General features: G+C 74.8%; 17 protein-coding genes. 12 read left to right on the top strand and 5 right to left on the bottom strand.

What is annotated here, in order from left to right:
* Positions 1–22: 22 nt before the first annotated feature.
* Both ACIO9K_RS29015 and moaA read right to left on the bottom strand, forming a co-directional pair.
* Complete coding sequence (locus tag ACIO9K_RS29015; RefSeq protein ID WP_363619017.1) at positions 23–781, bottom strand: HNH endonuclease family protein; 759 nt, start codon at positions 779–781, stop codon at positions 23–25.
* Positions 782–901: 120 nt separating this feature from the next.
* Positions 902–1897 carry a GTP 3',8-cyclase MoaA gene (gene moaA / locus ACIO9K_RS29010; protein WP_363619016.1) on the bottom strand — a complete coding sequence of 332 codons (996 nt, stop codon included), beginning with the start codon at positions 1895–1897 and terminating at the stop codon, positions 902–904.
* A 146-nt stretch (positions 1898–2043) separates the two neighbouring features.
* On the opposite strand from moaA, the gene ACIO9K_RS29005 reads away from it, so the two are divergent.
* The 5 genes from ACIO9K_RS29005 to ACIO9K_RS28985 all read left to right on the top strand — a co-directional run bounded on the left by ACIO9K_RS29005 (position 2044) and on the right by ACIO9K_RS28985 (position 7194).
* Positions 2044–2655 (top strand): NTP transferase domain-containing protein, encoded by a 612-nt coding sequence (locus ACIO9K_RS29005; protein ID WP_363584076.1) that lies wholly within the window; start codon positions 2044–2046, stop codon positions 2653–2655.
* Between the two features lie 164 nt (positions 2656–2819).
* On the top strand, positions 2820–3671 hold the full coding sequence (locus ACIO9K_RS29000) for a hypothetical protein (RefSeq protein WP_363584078.1): 852 nt from the start codon (positions 2820–2822) through the stop codon (positions 3669–3671).
* Positions 3672–3914: 243 nt separating this feature from the next.
* Entirely contained in the window at positions 3915–4817 is a 903-nt protein-coding gene (locus ACIO9K_RS28995; protein WP_400334431.1) for a hypothetical protein, read from the top strand.
* 168 nt (positions 4818–4985) lie between these two features.
* A complete protein-coding gene (locus ACIO9K_RS28990; RefSeq protein ID WP_400334429.1) occupies positions 4986–5921 on the top strand; it encodes an iron-sulfur protein in 936 nt (311 codons plus the stop codon).
* A gap of 214 nt (positions 5922–6135) precedes the next feature.
* Positions 6136–7194: a DUF2637 domain-containing protein gene (locus tag ACIO9K_RS28985; protein WP_363619014.1), complete on the top strand. Its 1059-nt coding sequence runs from the start codon at positions 6136–6138 to the stop codon at positions 7192–7194.
* Between the two features lie 6 nt (positions 7195–7200).
* Here ACIO9K_RS28985 and ACIO9K_RS28980 read toward each other — a convergent pair whose 3' ends face one another.
* Positions 7201–9552: a SpoIIE family protein phosphatase gene (locus ACIO9K_RS28980; RefSeq protein WP_400334427.1), complete on the bottom strand. Its 2352-nt coding sequence runs from the start codon at positions 9550–9552 to the stop codon at positions 7201–7203.
* Positions 9553–9921: 369 nt separating this feature from the next.
* Complete coding sequence (locus tag ACIO9K_RS28975; RefSeq protein WP_107452835.1) at positions 9922–10437, bottom strand: ATP-binding protein; 516 nt, start codon at positions 10435–10437, stop codon at positions 9922–9924.
* A 589-nt stretch (positions 10438–11026) separates the two neighbouring features.
* Between ACIO9K_RS28975 and ACIO9K_RS28970 the strand changes: the two genes are divergently transcribed.
* The 4 genes from ACIO9K_RS28970 (at position 11027) to ACIO9K_RS28955 (ending at position 15255) form a co-directional block, all read left to right on the top strand.
* Entirely contained in the window at positions 11027–11737 is a 711-nt protein-coding gene (locus ACIO9K_RS28970; protein ID WP_363584084.1) for an urease subunit gamma, read from the top strand.
* Positions 11734–13449, top strand: a complete 1716-nt coding sequence (locus ACIO9K_RS28965; protein WP_363584086.1) for an urease subunit alpha — start codon at positions 11734–11736, stop codon at positions 13447–13449. The genes ACIO9K_RS28970 and ACIO9K_RS28965 overlap by 4 nt, the downstream gene beginning before the upstream one ends.
* Before the next feature lie 35 nt (positions 13450–13484).
* Positions 13485–14531 (top strand): agmatine/peptidylarginine deiminase, encoded by a 1047-nt coding sequence (locus ACIO9K_RS28960; RefSeq protein ID WP_400334424.1) that lies wholly within the window; start codon positions 13485–13487, stop codon positions 14529–14531.
* A 124-nt stretch (positions 14532–14655) separates the two neighbouring features.
* On the top strand, positions 14656–15255 hold the full coding sequence (locus tag ACIO9K_RS28955) for a TetR/AcrR family transcriptional regulator (RefSeq protein ID WP_400334422.1): 600 nt from the start codon (positions 14656–14658) through the stop codon (positions 15253–15255).
* Positions 15256–15776: 521 nt separating this feature from the next.
* Here the strand turns inward: ACIO9K_RS28955 and ACIO9K_RS28950 are convergent.
* Positions 15777–17273, bottom strand: a complete 1497-nt coding sequence (locus ACIO9K_RS28950; protein ID WP_363619010.1) for a hypothetical protein — start codon at positions 17271–17273, stop codon at positions 15777–15779.
* Positions 17274–17615: 342 nt separating this feature from the next.
* On the opposite strand from ACIO9K_RS28950, the gene ACIO9K_RS28945 reads away from it, so the two are divergent.
* From ACIO9K_RS28945 to ACIO9K_RS28935, 3 genes are all read left to right on the top strand, one after another.
* Positions 17616–18134, top strand: coding sequence for a hypothetical protein (locus ACIO9K_RS28945; RefSeq protein ID WP_400334420.1), 519 nt, complete (start codon positions 17616–17618; stop codon positions 18132–18134).
* A gap of 103 nt (positions 18135–18237) precedes the next feature.
* On the top strand, positions 18238–18903 hold the full coding sequence (locus ACIO9K_RS28940) for a DUF3105 domain-containing protein (RefSeq protein ID WP_350881589.1): 666 nt from the start codon (positions 18238–18240) through the stop codon (positions 18901–18903).
* A 92-nt stretch (positions 18904–18995) separates the two neighbouring features.
* Positions 18996–19628 carry a DUF305 domain-containing protein gene (locus tag ACIO9K_RS28935; RefSeq protein ID WP_400334491.1) on the top strand — a complete coding sequence of 211 codons (633 nt, stop codon included), beginning with the start codon at positions 18996–18998 and terminating at the stop codon, positions 19626–19628.
* Positions 19629–19731 lie beyond the last annotated feature (103 nt).

The raw sequence follows: 19731 nt of genomic DNA, 5'->3' as shown, positions 1-19731 counted from the left end.
CAGCACCTGCCGTAACGATTCCTCAGCCGCCGCACTGCTGGAGCATGGCCTGCTTGTCGGCCGCGGTGACGGGGAGCTGGTACTTCAGGGAGACCTGGGCGAAGCGGACGGCGTAGGAGCAGCGGACGGCGGTGTTGGCGGGGAGCCAGGTGGCCGGGCCGGAGTCGCCCTTGGAGGCGTTCTGCGAGCCGTCGGCGGGGATCAGGTTGAGCGGGTCGTTGGCGATCTGGACGCGCTTGGCCTTGTCCCACTTGGCGGCGCCCAGCTGCCAGTCGTAGGACAGCGGCATCACGTGGTCGATCTGGATCTTCGTGGCCTGCTGCTTGGTCCACTGGACGTTCTTGCCGGTGTACGGGTCGTAGATGGTCATCGCGGTGACGACGCAGTTCGACCCGTCCTTGCGCTCGACGGCGGCGCCGTCGCGGGCGAGCAGGTCGTTGCGGGTGTCGCAGTTGTTGTGGCCGAGCGGGACGCCGTCGACGTTGTCCGTCCAGGCGGGGCCGAACTCGTTGCGGTCGTAGCCGTCCTTGGGGCCGGCGGCGGCGGTGGCGACCTTGGCTATCACGTCCCGGCCCGCCTTCTGCTCCTCGGGCGTGGTCAGCGGGGCCAGTCCGGGCTTGGTGCCGTCCGGGTTCTGCAGCGGGCTGGTGCCCAGGCCCCCGGCGGGCGCGGCGGAGTCGCCGCTCTTGTGGTCACGGCCGCCGAGCAGCCAGCCGGCCAGCGCGAGCGCGCATATCAGGAACACGGTGGCGGCGGACAGGGCGGTGCGGCGGGCGGGCACGGATAACTCCCGGGATCTGGGGCGGGTTGACGGCGAACCAGCAGATCAGCCACCCCGAGAGCAGGTCAAGGCGACGCCACGCGAACCCCGCCGACCATGTCGAAGCTCACACCCCGGGCGTCAGCCGCCGATGGCGGACATCGGGCGGTCGGGCCGGACGAAGCCGGCGGAGTTGACGGCGTGTCCGGGCCCCTTCCCGGCCACCGAGGCCCGCCAGGCCGCCTCGATCCGGTCGTCGTCGGCACCGCCGCGCAGCAGCGCGCGCAGATCGGACTCCTCCGTCGCGAACAGGCAGTTGCGCAACTGGCCGTCGGCGGTGAGCCGGACCCGGTCGCAGCCCCCGCAGAACGGGCGGGTCACGGAGGCGATCACCCCGATGACGGCGTCCGTGCCCGCGACCCGCCACTCCTCCGCCGGGGCGTTGCCCCGCCGCCCCACGGGCAGCAGGTCGAAGCGCTCCCCGAGCCGCTCCAGGACCTCCGCGGCGGTGACCATCGCCGAACGGTCCCAGGCGCCCTGCGCGTCCAACGGCATCGACTCGATGAACCGCATCCGGTACCCGTGCTCCACCGCGAAGGCCGCCAGCTCCGGGATCTCGTCCTCGTTCACCCCGCGCACCGGCACCGCGTTCACCTTCACCGGCCCCAGCCCCGCCGCCCGCGCCGCCGCCAGGCCCGCGAACACGTCCGCGATCCGGTCCCGCCGCGTGATCCGCGCGAACCGCTCCGGGCGCAGCGTGTCGAGGCTGACGTTCACCCGCTCCAGCCCCGCCGCCCGCAGCGCCACCGCCGTGCGGGCCAGCCCGATCCCGTTCGTCGTCAGCGACACCTCCGGCCCCAGCGCGGCGATCCGCCCCACCAGTTCCGGCAGGCCCCGCCGCAACAGCGGCTCCCCGCCGGTCAGCCGCACCGAGGCGATCCCCAGCCGCCCGACCGCGATCCGCACCAGCCGCACCACCTCGTCGTCGCCCAGTGCCTGCGCCCTCGGCAGCCAGTCCAGGCCCTCGGCCGGCATGCAGTAGGTGCAGCGCAGGTTGCAGCGGTCGGTCAGCGAGACCCGCAGGTCGGTGTGGACCCGGCCGAAACGGTCCAGCAGCGGGCGCGGTGCGGTGTTCATCGACCCAGTACAGGGGCCGGCGGGCCGCAGGACCAGCGGCCGAACCGCCGGGGGGCGGCCACCACCTGCGGGTTCCCCTTGTGCATTCGTACAACTGTGGGTTCGTACGGCTGCGCGGCGGCGGCCCCGGCGGGCAGGCTGGGCCCATGCAGACCACCGAAGACCCGACCGGGCCCGTTGCCGCGCTGGTGCTCGCCGCCGGGGGCGGGCGACGCCTCGGCGGGCGGCCCAAGGCCCTGATCCGGTACGCGGGCCGCCCGCTGGTCGAGCACGCGGTGGCGGTGGTGCGGGCGGGCGGCTGCGCGGACGTCACGGTGGTGCTGGGCGCGGCCGGCGAACGCGTCCGCTCGACGGCGCACCTGCCGGGCTGCCGGCTGGTGGCCAACCCGGACTGGGCGGGCGGCATGGGCTCCTCGCTGCGCGCCGGGCTGGCCGCGCTGGCGCCGGAGGTGTCGGCGGTGCTGGTGATGCTGGTGGACACCCCGGGCGTCACCGCGGCCGCGGTGGCCCGGCTGCTGGCCGCGCACCGGGCCGGCGCGGAACTGGCCGCGGCGGCCTACGGAGGGCGGCGCGGGCACCCGGTGCTGATCGGCGCCCGGCACTTCGCGGAGGCGGCCGCCGGCGCGTCCGGCGACGCCGGGGCCCGCACCCTGCTGGCCGCGCACCCGGGCGCGGTCACGCTGGTCGAGTGCGCCGACGTCGCCGTCCCGGACGACCTGGACACCCCCGCCGACCTGGCCCGCTGGTCCGCCGGCTGACCGCACCCCGCCGACCGGGGTGTCCGAAGCACCCGTGGTGGGAACCGGCCGGGCGCACACCCCTGATCCGACCCTGAGGATTGCCCCATTCCGTGCCAAGGACCCAACGTTTCGGGGAGCATGGAAACCGTTCCACCACCCGACTCGAACGGACGGAGCCCGCGATGGCCGGACTGCCCGAAGACTTCACCGGACACGACCCCGCGAGGCCAGGGCACGGGGCGGGCGGTGGCGCCCGGGCGATCCGCTGCCCCGCCTGCCGCCGCGAGCACCTCTACGAGCCGCCGTCGCTGCCCTGTCCGTGCGGCGCCTCGCTGAAGGTGCCGCTGCTGCGCGGCGGGGTTCCGGTGCAGGTGCGGTTCCGCTCCTGGGAGGACTCCTGGCTGAGCATGCGCTGTCCGCACTGCGGCCGCTCCGACCAGTGGCCGCAGCCCGAGTTCACCTGCAACTGCGGCGCCACCGTCCGGCTGCCGGTGGACCGCACCACCCGGCTCGGCGGCGGCACGGCCGGCCCGCTCGCCACCCCCGGCCCGCAGTCCTCCCGCCCGTACCCGGCCCACCCGATGGGCGCCCCGGTGCCCGCCCCGCCCGGCGGCTCCGGCGGCCAGCCCAAGCCGTTCCGCCACCGCGCGCCGTTCCGCCCGCACCCGGTGCGCACCTCGCAGGACGCGGTCTTCACCGCCGCCCGCTACCTGGAGTGGCTCGGCTTCGACGACCTGGAGCTGACCGAGGCCCAGGAGCGCGACGGGGTGACCCTGCTGGGCAGCCGGATGGTCGCCCAGGTGGACACCTGGACCGAGCCGGCCGACGTGAAGTCGGTCGAGTGCCTGTGGCTGCAGACCCTGCACGCCGAGGAGATGGCCGCCGCCATGTTCACCCTGGCCGGCTACTCGCACCAGGCCACCGTGCGCGGCGAACAGTTGCTGGTCGCCCTGTTCAGCCTGGACCTGGCGGGGGTGCCGCAGCCCGCCAACGGCGCCGCCGAGGCCCTGATGGAAACCGGCTGGACGTCCTGACCGACCGGAGGCCGCCGGGGCGCGTCCGCCAGGGCGTGCCTTGTGGATCAGGCCAGGCCCTAGATCATTTCCCCCGCGAATGCAAGAACCTCCGCTCGTGATCTGGTGCACAAGCTCACCCCCGTGTTGAATTGCCGCCACAGCGCGGGCCCTTGCGCTGCCGTCGCCGTGCCGCCGACAGTCGACGGCGGCGACGCCGGGCAGGGCCGCGCCCCGCTGGATGGCGCACACAAGGAGGTGGCGTTGTCAGAGCACGGATGGGGCCCGAACGGCCCGAACGGGCGGGGGCGGGCGGCAGCGGAGGAGCCGGGCGACACCGTGTGGCGACTGAGGTCCCGGGGGTGCTGGCAGGAGGCGGCCGAACTGCTGCGCCCGGCCGCCGAACAGGACCCGACGGCGGCCCTGGCACGGGCCGAACTCCTCATCGAGCAGTGCCTGTTCACCGCCGCGCAGTGGACCCAGGCGGAACAGGCGCTGCGCCTCGCGGAGGCCGTGGTGGCCAGCACCGAACAGCGCGCGGCCGCGGCCTGCGCCCGCGGCTTCCTGGCGTACGTGGCCAGCGTGCTCGGCCCCCGGGACCGGCTGGACGAGGCACAGGCCGCGCTCGGACGCACCTCGGCACTGCTGCCGCCGGACGCGCCGGGCCGCCCGCTGCTGGACTTCCGGCGCGGACTGGTCGCCGAGAACCTGCTGCGCGACCGCGGCGCCGCCTGGATCGCCTACCGCCGGGCGCACGACGGCGCGGGCGAACGCGGGGACGAACTGCTGCGCTCGTACACCTGGCGGCACCTGGCGGCACTGGCCCTGGCCCGCGGGGACCGCGACCACGCCCGCGAGGGCTTCGACGCCTCGCTGCGGCTGCGCGAGCAACTCGGCTTCACGGTGGGGGTGGCGCCGGCGCTCGCGGCGCTCGCCGAGGTGTCCGAGCCGGCCGAGGCCGCCCGGTTGCGCGCCGAGGCGGCCCGGCTCGTCCACGCCCTGGGCGGCGTGCCGGTCTGGCTCGCGCGCCAGTTGGGCACCGCCCGCACGCCGGGGCCTGTCCCGGAAGGGGCCCGCACGCCGGGGCTTCCCCCGGACGGGGCCCACACGCCGGGGCCTCCCCCGGACGGGCGCATCACCCGCGAGACCTGGGGGACGATCAGCTAAGGTGAGCCTAACCTGGCCGGGGTGAGCAGTGCCCCGGCCGGGTTCGCCTTGCCGTTCCCCGGGCACCGCCATGCCCCGGTCCGGCCGGGCCCGGGCGGGCCACCACGCCGACCGGGCACCGCCGGGCGGTCCATGGGCGGTCCCCGGTCGACCCGATGGGGCCCGCCCATGACCGCGAGCAGCACCCGGCCCGGCCCCACGCCGTGCGCCCCCCGCACCACCGAGGCGCACGCCCTCACTCCCCCGCCGGCCGCCGACGCCCCCGGCGCGACCTCGTACCACCGGCTCACCGCGCTCGCCCCCGTCCTGCGGGTGCGCTGCGCCCCGCCCCGCCGCGGCGACGGCTGGATCCCCGCCGCCGACCTGACCACCCGGCCCGAGGCGGTCCGCGAGCTGATCGCCCACGACGCCCGGCAGGGCCTGGCCCGCTACGGGCGGCCGCTGCGCCCGGACGTGGCGGCCGGCTTCGGCCTGCACCGCGTCGTGTGGCCGCTCTCGCTGCTGTTCACGCTGCCGTGGTTCCTGGAGCGCCGGGTCCTGCTGCTCGGCCCGGAGGACGTCTCGGTGCGCCGCGGTGCCGACCGGGTGGAGCTGACGGTCCGCCCGGAGGCGTTCGCCTGCCTGCCGGACGACCCGGCGGGCGGCGTGCCGCGGGCCCGTACGGTGCCGGACGCGAACGCGTTGGCCGCCGAACTGCGGTGCGCGCTGGGCGGGTTCCTGGAACCGGTGCTGGCCGCCTTCCGGCCCGAGGTGCGGCGCGGGCCGCGGGTGCTGTGGGCGATGGCCACGGACGCGGCGGTGGAGGGGCTCTGGTACGCCGGCGGGCTGCTCGGGGAGCAGGAGCGGGCGCGCGCCGAGCTGTCCGCGCTGCTGGAGCCCTCGCAGGCGGGCGGCGCGGCGGCGGCACCGGCGTGCGCGCCCGGCGTGACCGGCGGCCCCGCTCCGGCCCCGTCCCCCTTCACCCCGGGTGCCGGTTTCGCCACGCCGGCGGCCGGGTGCGGGGGTGCTTCGGGCACCGACCGGGCCCGGGCCAGCTGCTGCCTCGTGTACACCGCCCAACCGGAGGACATCTGCGTCGGCTGCCCCCGCGTCATGCGGGGTTGACGAAAACACGTGCGAGGCCGGATCCGGAAAGCCCGGAATTCCGGGAATAACCCGCTTCGAATGCATAAGAAAATGCGATTGTCGCGGGGTCAGAAATCCCTCTACTCAGCGCATTGGCACCGAATCGGCCATTCCCCCGCCGAGCATCCGCCATGATGGTCCCCGCCATCACGACGCAGGAACGCGACGCAGGAAAGCGAGGCTGGTTCCGGCGATGAAATTGTCCGACATACCGCTCGGCTGGGCCGTCACCGGAGGTGCGGGGCTGCTGGTCAGCGCGCTCCTGGTGGCCCTGGTCCGGAGCCGGGGATCCGCCGCCGCCGGAGGGCCGGATTCCTGGGAGCGTTCCGAGGAACGGCGCCGCCGCAAGGAATCCCTGTACGGCGGCGCCTCGTACACGCTGCTGTTCTGCTGCGCCGGTGTCGCCGCCGCGCTGTCCTTCCACGGGCTGGTCGGCTTCGGGGTGCAGAACCTCGGGCTGTCCGGCGGCTGGGAGTACCTCGTCCCGTTCGGCCTCGACGGCGCCGCGATGTTCTGCTCGGTGCTCGCCGTCCGCGAGGCCAGCCACGGCGACGCCGCGCTCGGCTCCCGGCTGCTGGTCTGGCTGTTCGCCGGCGCCTCGGCCTGGTTCAACTGGGTGCACGCCCCGCGCGGCTTCGGCCACGCCGGCGCCCCGCAGTTCTTCTCCGGCATGTCCCTCTCGGCGGCCATCCTGTTCGACCGGGCGCTCAAGCAGACCCGCCGGGCCGCGCTGCGCGAGCAGGGGCTCGTCCCCCGCCCGCTGCCGCAGATCCGCATCGTGCGCTGGCTGCGCGCCCCGCGCGAGACCTACGCGGCCTGGTCGCTGATGCTCCTGGAAGGCGTCCGCAGCCTCGACGAGGCGGTGGACGAGGTCCGCGAGGACAAGCGGGAGAGGGCCGTGGAGCGGGAGCGCCGCAGGCTCGCCGGGCGCCGCGAGCGGGCGGAGATCCGGGCGATCAGCCGCAGCAACAGCGCCTGGCGCGGACGCGGCGGCGGCGCACGGCAGTTGGAGTCCGGCTCGGAATCCGCCATAGCCGGCGGGCCCGCGGCGGAGCGGCCCGCCGGGCCGCGCGAGGTCGAGGCCGCCGAGGGCGCGGTGGTGCCCGCCGAGGGCACGGTGGCGCAGCCGGGCCTGCCCGCCCGCCCGGAGCGGCGCACCATCGACCTGACCGTCGACGAGGACACCGTGACGCTGCCCCGGCTGGACTCGCTGGAGCGCAAACTGAAGGACCTGGAGCAGCAGTTCGGGTGACCGGACCTAGGTAGCGGGCGTGCCGCTGAGCTCGAACCACATCCGCTTGCCGGAGCCGCGCGGCTCCACGCCCCAGGCGTCCGCCAGCGCCTCGACGAGCATCAGCCCGCGCCCGGAGGAGGCCTGCTCCCCCGGGGTCCGGCGGGTCGGCCACAGGTCCGACTCGTCCTCCACCTCGACCCGCAGCCGGGCCCGGCCGCCGTCCGAGGCCGGCTCCCGGTAGAGCCGGGCGGTGAACATGGCGTCCCGGTCGGTGTGCCGGATGGCGTTGGTGACCAGTTCGGAGGAGAGCAGTTCGGCGGTGTCGATGAACTCGGCGACGCCCCAGCGGCGCAGCGCGTCGCGCAGTTCGGCCCGGACCTCGGAGATCCGCGCCAGGTCGGCCTGGCCGATCCGGCGGCGCAGCTGCTGGGCGGCCAGGCCGCCGGCCGGACCGTCCCAGCGCAGGAGCAGCAGCGCTATGTCGTCCTCGCGCTCGCTGGAGTCGGCGGCCTGGGAGGCGATCCGGTCGGCCAGGTCCTCCAGCGGGTCGCGGGCCGCCTCCTCGGCGGGCGGCATCGGGCGGGCGAGCGCCCGGGTGAGCCGGGCGATGCCCTCGTCCAGGTCCATGCCGCGCGCCTCGACCAGGCCGTCGGTACAGAGCAGCACCGTCTCGCCCGGGTCCAGGCTGAACCGGGTGACCCGGTACTCCTGGTCCGGGTCGATGCCCAGCGGCAGCCCGCCGGCCACCGGCACCACGGCGGCGGTGCCGTCCGCCCGGCGCACCACCGGGTCGAGGTGGCCGGCCCGGACGGCGTAGACCACGCCGTAGTCCACGTTGACCTCGGCGTAGGCGCAGGTCGCGAAGTGGTCGGTGTCCAGGTCGGCGAGGAAGCGGGAGGCGCGGGCCATCACCGCGGCCGGCGGGTGTCCCTCGGCCGCGTAGGCGCGCAGCGCGATCCGCAGCTGGCCCATGATCCCGGCGGCGTGCACGTCGTGGCCCTGGACGTCCCCGATCACCAGGCCGACGTGCCCGCCCGGCAGCGGCACCACGTCGTACCAGTCGCCGCCGATCTGCAGGCCGGAGCCGGCCGCCAGGTAGCGCACGGCGGTCGTCACCCCCGGCACCGACGGCACGGTGCGCGGCAGCATCACCCGCTGGAGGCCGGCCGCCAGTTCGTGCTCGGCGTCGTGCAGCCGGGCCCGGGCCAGGGACTGGGCGACCAGCCCGCCCAGGGTGGACAGCAGGGTGCGCTCGTCAGCGTCCAGCTCGCGCTCGTCGTCGAAGCTGACCACGCAGACGCCGATCGCCCGCCCGCTGGCCACCAGCGGCAGGAACGCCCAGGAGCCGCGCCCGGTACGGCTGGTCGGCTCCCAGACCTCGGGGTAGGACGCGCGGAACTCCTCGCGGGTCGGGATGAACACCGGCGCCCGGTGGCGCACCGCCTCCGCGGCCGGGTGCCCGGCCGGCAGCACCGTGCGGTCCCAGACCGCCAGCGCCTCGGTCCGGTAGCCGGAGGCGCCGAGCACCTGCGCCCGGCCGGCCTCGAAGGAGGCCAGCACCAGGCCGTCCGGCGGCAGTCCGGGCAGCGGCAGTCCGGTGAACACCCGGGCCACGTCGCGGACGGTGACGGCTTCGGAGAGGGCGCGGGCCGCCTCCTTGATGAACCGGGAGCGCTCCTCGCGCAGCAGGGCCATCCGGTCGGCGCGGTCGCGCTTGTGCAGTTCGACGGTGGCGTCCCAGACGAAGCCCACCATCCGCGAGGCCCGGCCGAAGGCGTCCGCGAGCACCCGGCCGCGGAAGCGCACCGCGCGCATGGTGCCGTTGGGCCCGACGGTGCGGTAGTAGGCGCCGCACTGGCCCAGTTCGGCCACCGCGCGCTCGACCCGGCGGCGTACCACCGGCGCGTCCTCGGGGTGCAGCAGGGCCAGGAAGGAACCGGCGGTGCGGTCGAAGCGGCCCTGGTCCATGCTGTCCAGGCCGATGATCGCGCAGGCCCGGTGGTCGCCCTCCAGGACGTCGCGGCGGATGTCCCAGTCGAAGGAGCCGATGCCGTTGGCGGCCATCGCGGGCTCCAGCCAGTCCGGCATGGTGTCCGCGGAGGCGGGCGGCAGGCTGCCGGGGAGCACCGTCGCCAGCCGTCCGGCGGCGAGCGCGGGCGCCGGGCGCGGCACGGGCCGGCGCACCGCCTGCGCGGGCGGCTTCGCCCGGCCCGGCGCGGCCGCGGTGGGGCCGGCGGGGGGCTGGTCGACCGTCACGGGAGCGGCGGGGCCGACGGGGTTCGGACCGGTGGTGTGGGTGGAGGCTGCCTGCTGCGGTTCGGCGGTGGGCGCACCGGATGGAAGCGCCGGCCCCGGCGACTCGGGCTCAGTGGGCATGCTGCTCCTGCCGCTGCCGTGGCGGACCGCGCCGACCGTCCGGACGGGCCGCGTGGCGGTGTGATGGGTGGTGCTGGATCGGACGGTGTCGACGGGCGGGGTCGGTCGAGGTTCGGTCTCCCCGCTGCTTCCCGCACGTGGACACACATTCCCACCATCCTGTCCAATGTTGGGCCGAGCGGCAATGGCAACGGGCCGGAAATCTTCCGCTCCGCCTTCTGTTCTGGGCATGCTTCGAAGGCGAATGAATCGACGGCGAACGGTGCGGCGGGCCGCGTACCCCCACATGCCCCGCGACCCGAGCGCCCCGGGCCCGTGCTCCGCGCTCCGTGCCCGTGCCCCGTACCCGTGCCCCGCGAGCGGCCGGGCTCAGGGCAGGGCGAGCTCGAACCAGGTGACCTTGCCGTCGCCCCGCAGCTGCACGCCCCACGCGTCCGCGAGCGACTCCACCAGCAGCAGGCCGCGCCCCGAGGTCGCGTACTCGGCGTCCGGATCGCGGCGCCGGCCGGGCAGCCGGGTCGTGCCGTCCTGCACCTCGATCCGCAGCCGGTGGTCCGATCCGAGCACCGCGTCGAACACCGCGCCCTTGCCGGTGTGCAGCAGTGCGTTGGTCACCAGCTCGGAGGAGAGCAGTTCGGCGGTGTCCGACAGCTCCGGCACCCCCCAGTGGCTGAGCGCCGTCCGCAGCCGCCGGCGGACCGAGCCGACCGCGACCAGGTCGGCCGGGTCGAGCGTCAGGTGCAGCCGGCGGTGCAGGGCGCAGCCGGGGGCCGAGGTGCCCGGCAGGGTCGTCCCGGTGCCGCCGGCCGCGCCCGGGGCGGGCCCGGACCGGTAGGCGTCACCCGAACTCGTCCGCTGCCGCGGGAATCGCGACTGACCGTCCATCAACACATGCCCCCGCCCTCGAATCCGAGCCCCCGCCTCCGGATCCCCCGCCGGCCGGGTGGCCCCCACGTTCTGACCACCCATCCTCATGCCCAGTTGACGGCGTTTGCAACAGTGTGCGTCCGATCACGTGGGGTGAAAGGGGCACGGGGAGGTTCACGTGATCCAACTGCCCGCGCCGGACAGGTTTGCGAAGCGCAGAGCCTGTTTTCGAGCCCGCCCCCGCCCGATCCCGCGCACACCCGGCGCCCGGGCGCCGGCCCGCGCCGCCCTCCCACTCCCCGTCGCACCCCGCCGCGCGCCGGGCCCCGTCCTGCTCCGCGCGCCCGGCGCACCCCGGCCGCGCGCCCTCCCCTCCAGGGCTCCGCCACCACCGTGACGGGGCCCTCGCCCCCGCCCCCTCCAGGGCTCCGCCCCCGCCGCTCCGGGGCTTCACCCCAGCCGCGCGCCCGGCGGGCCGAACCCCTGCGGACCGGCAACGCTGGACACGGCGGCCCGGTCCGGGTTCAATGGCCCGAGATGTTTGAACGACGTTCTAACATCGCCCCCGAAAGCCGACCCCCTCCCCGGCGACCGCGAGCGAGGAACCGTGCGACTGACCCCCACCGAGCGGGACCGGCTGCTGATCTTCACAGCAGCCGAACTGGCCCGCGCCCGCCGCGCCCGGGGCGTACGCCTCAACATCCCCGAGGCCACCGCCCTGATCGCGGACACCGTCTGCGAGGCCGCCCGCGACGGCCGGCGCCTGGCCGAGGCCATCGAGGCCGGCCGCAGCGTGCTCACCGCCGCCGACGTGCTGCCCGGCGTGCCGGACGTCGTCACCGTCGTCCAGGTCGAGGCCGTCTTCGACGACGGCACCCGCCTGGCCGTCGTCAACGACCCGTTCCGGGGCGCCGGCTCGCTCGGCGACGAGGCCCCCGGCGGCGCGCTGATCGGCGACGGCGCCGGCTACGACCCGGTCGAGGAGACGGTGCTGCTGCCCGTCCACAACACCTCCCAGGTGCCGATCTCGGTCACCTCGCACTTCCACTTCTTCGAGGCCAACCCGCGCCTCGCCTTCGACCGCGCCGCCGCCTACGGCACCCACCTGGCCGTCCCGGCCGGCTCCTCGGTGCGCTTCGACCCGGGCGCCACCGTCCAGGTCGGCCTGGTGCCGATCGGCGGCGAGCGCGTCGCGATCGGCTTCGCCGGCCTGGTCGACGGCCCGCTGGACGCGCCCGGCGCGAAGGAGGCCGCCCTGGCCAAGGCCCGCGCGACCGGCTACCTGACCACCTTCGACGACGCGGAGGTGCCGTCATGACGTCCATCACCCCCCACGACTACATCTCGGTGCACGGCCCCCGGGCCGGCGACCGGATCCGGCTCGGCGACTCCGGCCTGATCGTCCGCGTCGAGTCCGACTCCCAGGCCCCCGGCGAGGAGTTCCTGGCCGGCTTCGGCAAGACCGCCCGCGACGGACTGCACCTCAAGGCCGCCGCCGTCCGCGACACCTGCGACGTGGTGATCAGCAACGTCCTGGTGATCGACGCCATCCAGGGCATCCGCAAGACCTCGATCGGCCTGATCGGCGGCCGGATCGCCTCGATCGGCCGCGCCGGCAACCCCGACACCCTCGACGGCGTGGACGTCGTCGTCGGCACCGGCACCACCATCGTCTCCGGCGAGGGCATGATCGCCACCGCCGGCTCCATCGACACCCACGTCCACCTGCTCTCGCCGCGGATCATGGAGGCCTCCCTCGCCTCCGGCGTCACCACGATCATCGGCCAGGAGTTCGGCCCGGTCTGGGGCGTCGGCGTCAACTCCCCCTGGGCCCTGCGCCACGCCTTCAACGCCTTCGACGCCTGGCCCGTCAACATCGGCTTCCTGGGCCGCGGTTCGTCCTCCGACGCGGCCCCGCTCGTCGAGGCCCTGGCCGAGGGCGGTGCCTCCGGCTTCAAGGTCCACGAGGACATGGGCGCCCACACCCGCGCCCTGGACACCGCGCTGCGCGTCGCCGAGGAGTACGACGTCCAGGTCGCCCTGCACACCGACGGCCTGAACGAGTGCCTGTCGGTGGAGGACACGCTCAAGGTGCTGGAGGGGCGGACGATCCACGCCTTCCACATCGAGGGCTGCGGCGGCGGACACGTCCCCAACGTGCTGAAGATGGCGGGCGTGCCCAACGTCATCGGTTCCTCCACCAACCCCACCCTGCCGTTCGGCCGCGACGCGCTCGGCGAGCACTTCGACATGATCGTCTCCGCCCACGACCTCAAGACCGACCTGCCCGGCGACGCCGCCATGGCCCGCGACCGCATCCGCGCCGGCACCATGGGCGCCGAGGACGTCCTGCACGACCTCGGCGTCATCGGCATCACCTCCTCCGACGCCCAGGGCATGGGCCGCGCCGGCGAGACCGTCCGCCGCACCTTCGCCATGGCCGGCAAGATGAAGGCCGAACTCGGCCCCCTGGACGGTGGCTACGGCACCACCGAGAGCGGCGACGACAACGAGCGCGTCCTGCGCTACATCGCCAAGCTCACCATCAACCCCGCCATCGCCCACGGCCTCTCCCACGAGGTCGGCTCCATCGAGGTCGGCAAACTCGCCGACATCGTGCTGTGGCGCCCCGACCACTTCGGTGCCAAGCCGCAGCTGGTCCTGAAGGCCGGCTTCCCCGCCTACGGCGTGGTCGGCGACCCCAACGCCTCCACCGACACCTGCGAACCCCTCGTCCTCGGACCGCAGTTCGGCGCCCACGGCGCCACCGCCGCCGACATCTCGGTCGCCTTCGTCGCCCAGGCCGCCGCCGACGGCGCCTACCTCGACCGCCCCGCCGACGGGCTGCCCACCCGCCGCCGCCGCGTCGGCGTCCGCAACACCCGTGGCATCGGCCCGCGCGACATGGTCCGCAACGCCCGGGTCGGCCGCGTCGACGTCACCCAGACCGGCCTGGTCTCGCTGGACGGCGAACCGCTGCGCTCCGAACCCGCGGACAGCGTCTCGCTCAGCCGCCTCTACTTCCTCTGACACTTCCGCCGAACGCCTCCCCCTAGGACTCCCGGATGACCACCCCCACGCCCGCCTCCCTCGGCTACCGGATGCCCGCCGAGTGGCACCCGCACGACCGCACCTGGATGGCCTTCCCCACCGCCAACCCCACCTTCGACACCCCCGAGAACCTGCACGCGGGCCGCGAGGCCTGGGCCGCCGTCGCCAACACCATCGTCCGGTACGAGCCGGTCACCCTGGTCGTCAACACCGGCGAGACCGCGGACGCCCGCCGGTACGTCTCCGAGCAGGTCGAGATCGTCGAGCGCCCGCTCGACGACGCCTGGATGCGCGACATCGGCCCGTCCTTCCTGATCGACGGCAAGGGCTCGCTGGCCGCCACCGACTGGATCTTCAACGGCTGGGGCGCCCAGTCCTGGGCCCGCTGGGACCACGACCAGCACATCGCCGAGCACATCAGCGAACTGACGGGCGTCCAGCGCTTCGCCTCCCGGCTGATCAACGAGGGCGGCGGCATCCACGTCGACGGCGAGGGCACCGTCCTGGTCACCGAGACCGTCCAGCTCGGCGAGGGCCGCAACGCGGACTGGACCAAGGAGGAGGTCGAGGCCGAGCTGCACGCCTTCCTCGGCACCACCAAGGCGATCTGGCTGCCGCGCGGACTCACCCGCGACTACGACGAGTTCGGCACCCGCGGGCACATCGACATCGTCGCCTCCTTCGTGCGCCCCGGCGTCGTCGTCGCCCACGTCCAGCCGGACCCCGCCCACCCGGACCACGCGGTCTGCCAGGAGCTCGTCGCCATCCTGCGCGCCGCCACCGACGCCCGGGGCCGGGCGCTGGAGGTCATCGAACTGGCCGCCCCCACCGTCCTGCTGGACGAGGACGGCGAACCGGTCGACTACTCCTACATCAACCACTACGTGGCCAACGGCGCCGTGATCCTGTGCGCCTTCGACGACCCGCGCGACCAGGAGGCCGCCGCCGTCCTCGGCCGCGCCTACCCGGGCCGCACCGTCGAACTCGTCGACGCCCGCGAGATCTTCGCCAACGGCGGCGGCATCCACTGCATCACGCAGCAGCAGCCGAAGTCCGCCTGATCCCAGGCCACTTGAGGCACCTGGGCCACCTTGGGCACCTGGGCCACCCGGCTGCCGGGGCGGGGGCACCTCCCCCGCCCCGGCAGCCTTCCGACCTCCGCACCACCGAGGGAGCGCACCGCACATGGCCGACCCCCGCCCGCGCCGGCCGGCACGCCCCCGCGAGGAGGTCTTCGCCACCGCCCGGGCCGCGATCGCCGAACACGGGCTCGCCAAACTCACCATGGCCGGGCTCGGCAAACAGCTCCAGATGAGCGCCGGACACCTGCTCTACTACTTCGGCAGCAAGGACCAGCTGCTGCTGGAAACCCTCCGCTGGAGCGAGGACCAGCTCGGGGCCCGGCGCCGCGACGCCCTCGCCGACCGCTCGCGCGACCCCTGGCAGCGGCTCGACGCCTACCTGCGCCTCTACCTGCCCGACGGGGCGGGCGATCCGCGCTGGATCCTGTGGGTCGAGGTGTGGGGGCGCTCCCCCGCCAGCGCCGAGATCCGCCAGGGGCAACAGGAGATCGAGGCGCCCTGGCAGGCCGACCTGGTCGCCCTCATCGAGGAGGGCACCGCCACCGGCCACTTCACCCCCGGGCCCGCCGCCGACCGGGCCACCCAGATCCGCGCCCTCCTCGACGGCCTGGCCGTCCCCCTCGCCATCGGCCTCCCCGGAGCCCACCGCCCCGCCGCCCTCACCCAGGCCACCGCCGTCACCGCGATCCTCCTGCGCACCTGACCAGGGGCTGCGGCGGCGAGGGAGAAAATATACCGACCGGTCTATAGATTTTCCTCGGTGACGCGACGGCGCGATGCGCGCGCGTGATGCGTGGCGTGTGGGGTGCGTGGCGTGGGACGTGGGGCGCGTGGGTGCGCGCAGTGCACAGGAAGTCGGCCCGGTCGACTTCCTGCGCGATCCACTCCCGTCGGCGCGGTCGGCGCGGTCGTGACCAGGGAAAAATATGTCGGTCGGTCTACATATTTCGCCACGGGAGGGGCCCGGATCAAGCTAGGGCTTGCTCAGGTAGGTGAGGACGGCGCGGACGCGGCGGTCGGTGTCGTCGTCGGTCATGCCGCCCTCACCCTCGTCCTGCCGATCGCCGTCATCGGCGGCAACCGATCCCGGGCGCCTGCCCGCCCTGGCACGCCGCGGTGCAGGTCGTCCGCGCGCTGCCCGCCCTCCGGGCCGCGGTCACCGTCCGCGGCGCGGCACCGGCGGGCCGGCGGTGCTCCAGCCGTCCCGCGGTCGTCATGCGGTCGTCATTCGGTCCAGACGGCGGCCGCCGTACGGTCGTCGGCGTATCCCTTGGCGCGGACCTGGACCTGGCGGAGGAAGTCGACGGTGCCGGGCGGATGCGGGTGGGCCCAGTGGGTGGACAGGAAGTGGGCGACGGCCGGCTCGTCGGCGATCGGGCTGGCCAGGCCGGGGGTGCAGAGCAGCAGCACGTCGCCCGGAGTGGCGGGGACCAGCCGGAAGCGGAACGGCCTCGGCTCCTCCGGCGGCTGCCGGCCGTCCGGGTGGTGCAGCAGGCGGGCCGCGTAGGCGTCGATCCAGTGGCCGGAGCGCAGCAGGTAGAGCCCGCCCGGGCCGACCCCGAAGGCCGCCCGGTGGCCGACCGCCGGGTCGAGCGACAGCAGCAGGCAGTGCAGCGAGGCCGGGGAGGGCGTGCCGTCCTCCTCGTTCCCGGGCACGAGCGCGCGCAGCGGGGCGACGGCGCCGGTGGCGAGCCGCTGGAGGCCGTAGCGCAGCCGGTCCCGGGCACCGTCGCGCAGGTCGGCGGCCAGGCCCTCGCGGCTGCGGCCGACCGCGGCGGCCAGATGGCGGCAGGCCTCGCGGGTGCTGGTGGCGACGGCCTCCGGGGCGAGCGCCTCGTCCGCGGCGGTGCCGGTCCGGTCGATGCCGGCGAGCACGGCGAGCAGCAGCCCGTCCGGGCCGTCCCCGAACCTGGTGATCAGCAGCGCATCGCGCCGCGACTCGCCCCGGTAGCGGGCGGAGTCGCCGCGGACGGAGACGGCGCGCAGGACGGACGGCCCGTACTGGGCGCCCTCCAGGACGGTGTCCGGCACGAGTGCCCCGAGGACGCCCGGGTCCGCCTCCGGGACGGCGGTCGGCTCCGGTCCGTAGGTCGGCGGGCGCTCGCCGATGTGCGGCACGGTGGGGGCGCCGTCGGCGAGCGGCGAGCGGACGGCCGGGCGCGGGTCGGGGACGGTGGGGGTGGCGTCGGGTTCCTCGGCCGCCTCGGCTTCGGGCTCGGGCTCCTCAGCGGCGGCCTCCGGTTCGGCCTCGGGTTCCGGCTCGGGTTCCGGCTCAGGTTCCGGCTCAGGTTGCGGCGCGGGCTCGGAGGTGGGCTTGTCCAGGGAGACCGGTGTGGGGAGGGTGTCGGCTTCGCTTTCCTGGACGTCAGGGGCGAGGACCCGCTCCTCGTCCGCCCGCTGGGGTCCGATGACGCCGATCGCGGTGTCGAACCAGTCGTCGATGCTGTCCCGTTCCAGCACCTCGGCCGCTGCCGGCACCGCTGCCGACTCCGGCTCCGGCACCGCGTCCAGCACCGGCCCCGTGTCCAGCACCGACTCCGGTTCGGCCGTGCGCTGCTGGCCGATGAGGCCGACCGCCGTGTCGAACCAGTCGTCGACGCTGCCGTCGCCGGGGTCCGCGTGCGGGGTGTCGGGGAGGGTGCCCGCCGGGCCGTCGTAGACCGTGTCCCACCAGCCGTCGTCCGGCCGGTGCGACTGTGCGGGGGCACCCTGCTTGCTCATCTGGCGGCTCCTGGTCGGTCCGTGGTCGCGCCGCCCCCGGCGGGGCCGGACTCGACGTCATTGTCTCCAAGTGCAACGACGCTGTCCGGGTTTCGGCGACAACCGGTCAGCGCCGGGCCGTTCCCGGCCACCGCGCCCACCTCGGGTTTCACCGGGGAATCCGGCCCCGCGTCCGGCCCCGCGTCCACCCCCGGGTTCACCCCCGCGTTCGGTCCCGTTCCGTCCGTGCTTGCCGGATGTGCCCGGAGCAGGGCGTTTCCGGGGTGTTCGGGTCCGCGAGCGGCCGAAAATGGGGGTGGAGGAGGGGCATCGCTTCACTCGTTCGGCTGATTAAATGTGCGCATGACCGCGTCGGCCCCCAGCTCACCTCGACCGGGGAGGGCCGCACCGGCGGGCCGCCCGGTGGGTGTGCTGTGGGTCCTGCTGCTGGTCGCGCTACTCACGACGCTGCCGTGCGCCGGTCAGTCGAAGGCGGTCGGCGCGCACGCCGCTCCGACGCCGACCACCGTCACCGCCGCCGTCACCGCCGTCACCGCCGTCACCGTCACGACGGTCGCCAGTCACGCCCCGCACGCCGGCCCCGCCGCCAAGGCCTCCGACCAGCGCCAGCGCGCCGGGGAGCAGCGGCACTGGACGTGGTGCACCGCCGACGGCGGGCAGCCGCGCCGTGACAACGGCTGCTCCAGCCACCCGTACTGCGCGCAGGACGCCCAGCTGCCGAACCCGCCGCCGCATCCGCAGCCGGCCGCGTCACCGCTCGCTCCGGCAGCCGAGGCGCTGCCCAGGGTGGTGCCCGCCGGGCTGCTGGACGGTCCGCATCCGGCACCCGATCTACACGAGCTGCAAGTACACCGGTCCTGAGCGGAACCCACCGCCCGGCATCCGCCGGCGGATCCGCCCCTCCCCTTCTTTCAGCTGACCGCCGCGCCTCCAGCAGTGCGCGGCGGGGACAAGGACAACCACCATGGGTTCCGCCTCGAAGCAGTCCGGCAAGCAGTCCGGCAAGCCCGGCCCGACCGACCGCCGCGCCCGGATAGCCGAGCTGCGCGCCGGCGAGCAGCGCCGCGACCGCCGCAACAAGGTCATCGCCTCGGTCGCGGCCGGTGTGCTGGTGATCGGCGCGATCGCCACCGGCACCTGGATCGTCATGGACGCCAACCAGAGCAAGAAGAAGGAGCAGGCCGCCGCCAACGCGGACATCCCGGGCGTGCAGACCTTCGGCGAGCTGAGCCGCACCCACGTCAAGGACAAGGTCAGCTACCCGATGACCCCGCCGGTCGGCGGCGACCACAACGCGATCTGGCTGGACTGCATGGGCCACGTCTACGACCAGCCGGTCGAGAACGAGCGCGCCGTCCACTCGCTGGAGCACGGCGCGGTCTGGGTGACGTACAACGGCAAGGCGACGCCGGACGACATCAAGACCCTGTCCGACAAGGTCAAGACCACCCCGTACTCGCTGATGAGCCCGTACCCGGACGAGAAGGGCACCATCACCCTGAACGCCTGGAGCACCCAGCTGATCGTGGAGAGCGCCAGCGACCCGCGGGTGAACCAGTTCTTCACCAAGTACGTCCAGGGCAAGCAGACCCAGGAGCCGGGCGCCTCCTGCACCATGGGGCAGATGTGACCGCCGACGCGGCGCCGCCCGAGGACGGCTCCGAGCGCGCCGCCGAGGAGTTCGCGGACGAGGCCGGGGCGCCGCGCCCGGCCCGTCGGCGGCTGTGGTGGCCGGCCGCGCTGGCCGCCGCCCTCGCGCTGGCCCTCGGGGTGCCCGCCCTGGTGGCGAGCGGGACGTCGGCGTCCGGGTCGGCCTCGGTGGCCGTCCCGGCGGACGACTCGCCCGAGGCCGGGTTCGCCCGCGACATGGCGACCCACCACCAGCAGGCGGTGGACCTGTCGTTCATCGTCCGGGACCGCACCGGCGACGACGCGACCCGCACCCTCGCCTTCGACATCATCAACACCCAGGCCAACCAGCGCGGGATGATGATGGGCTGGATCGACCAGTGGGGGCTGCCGCAGCACTCGGCGGCCAAGCCGATGGCGTGGATGAAGATGGGCCACGACTACCAGGCCCACGACGGTTCGCTGATGCCCGGCATGGCCACCAACACCCAACTGGCGAAGCTGCGTTCGCTCAGCGGGCGGGACGCCGAGGTGTACTACCTGCAGCTGATGATCCAGCACCACAAGGGCGGCGTCGAAATGGCCCAGGGCTATGTGGACCTGGCGAAGAACGACGCCGAGAAGCGGCTCGCCCAGTCGATGGTGGTCGCACAGACCTCGGAGGTGCAGCTGATGACCGACATGCTCACGGAGCGCGGCGCCGCCCCCGGCGTGCCCGAGTCCTGACCCACCCCACTGCGCGTGCCCTCGGACGGCCGGGGCGCGGTCGACGGTCCCGTACCGTGCGTACCGTGCCCCGGCCGTCCCGCGTCCGCGACAAGCCCCTGGA

Origin of the sequence: Kitasatospora sp. NPDC087271, from assembly GCF_044744605.1 — a bacterium.
Classification (GTDB): Bacteria; Actinomycetota; Actinomycetes; order Streptomycetales; family Streptomycetaceae; genus Kitasatospora.
Note: the sequence above shows the minus strand (reverse complement) of the source record. Positions and strands in the feature narration are given on the sequence as shown.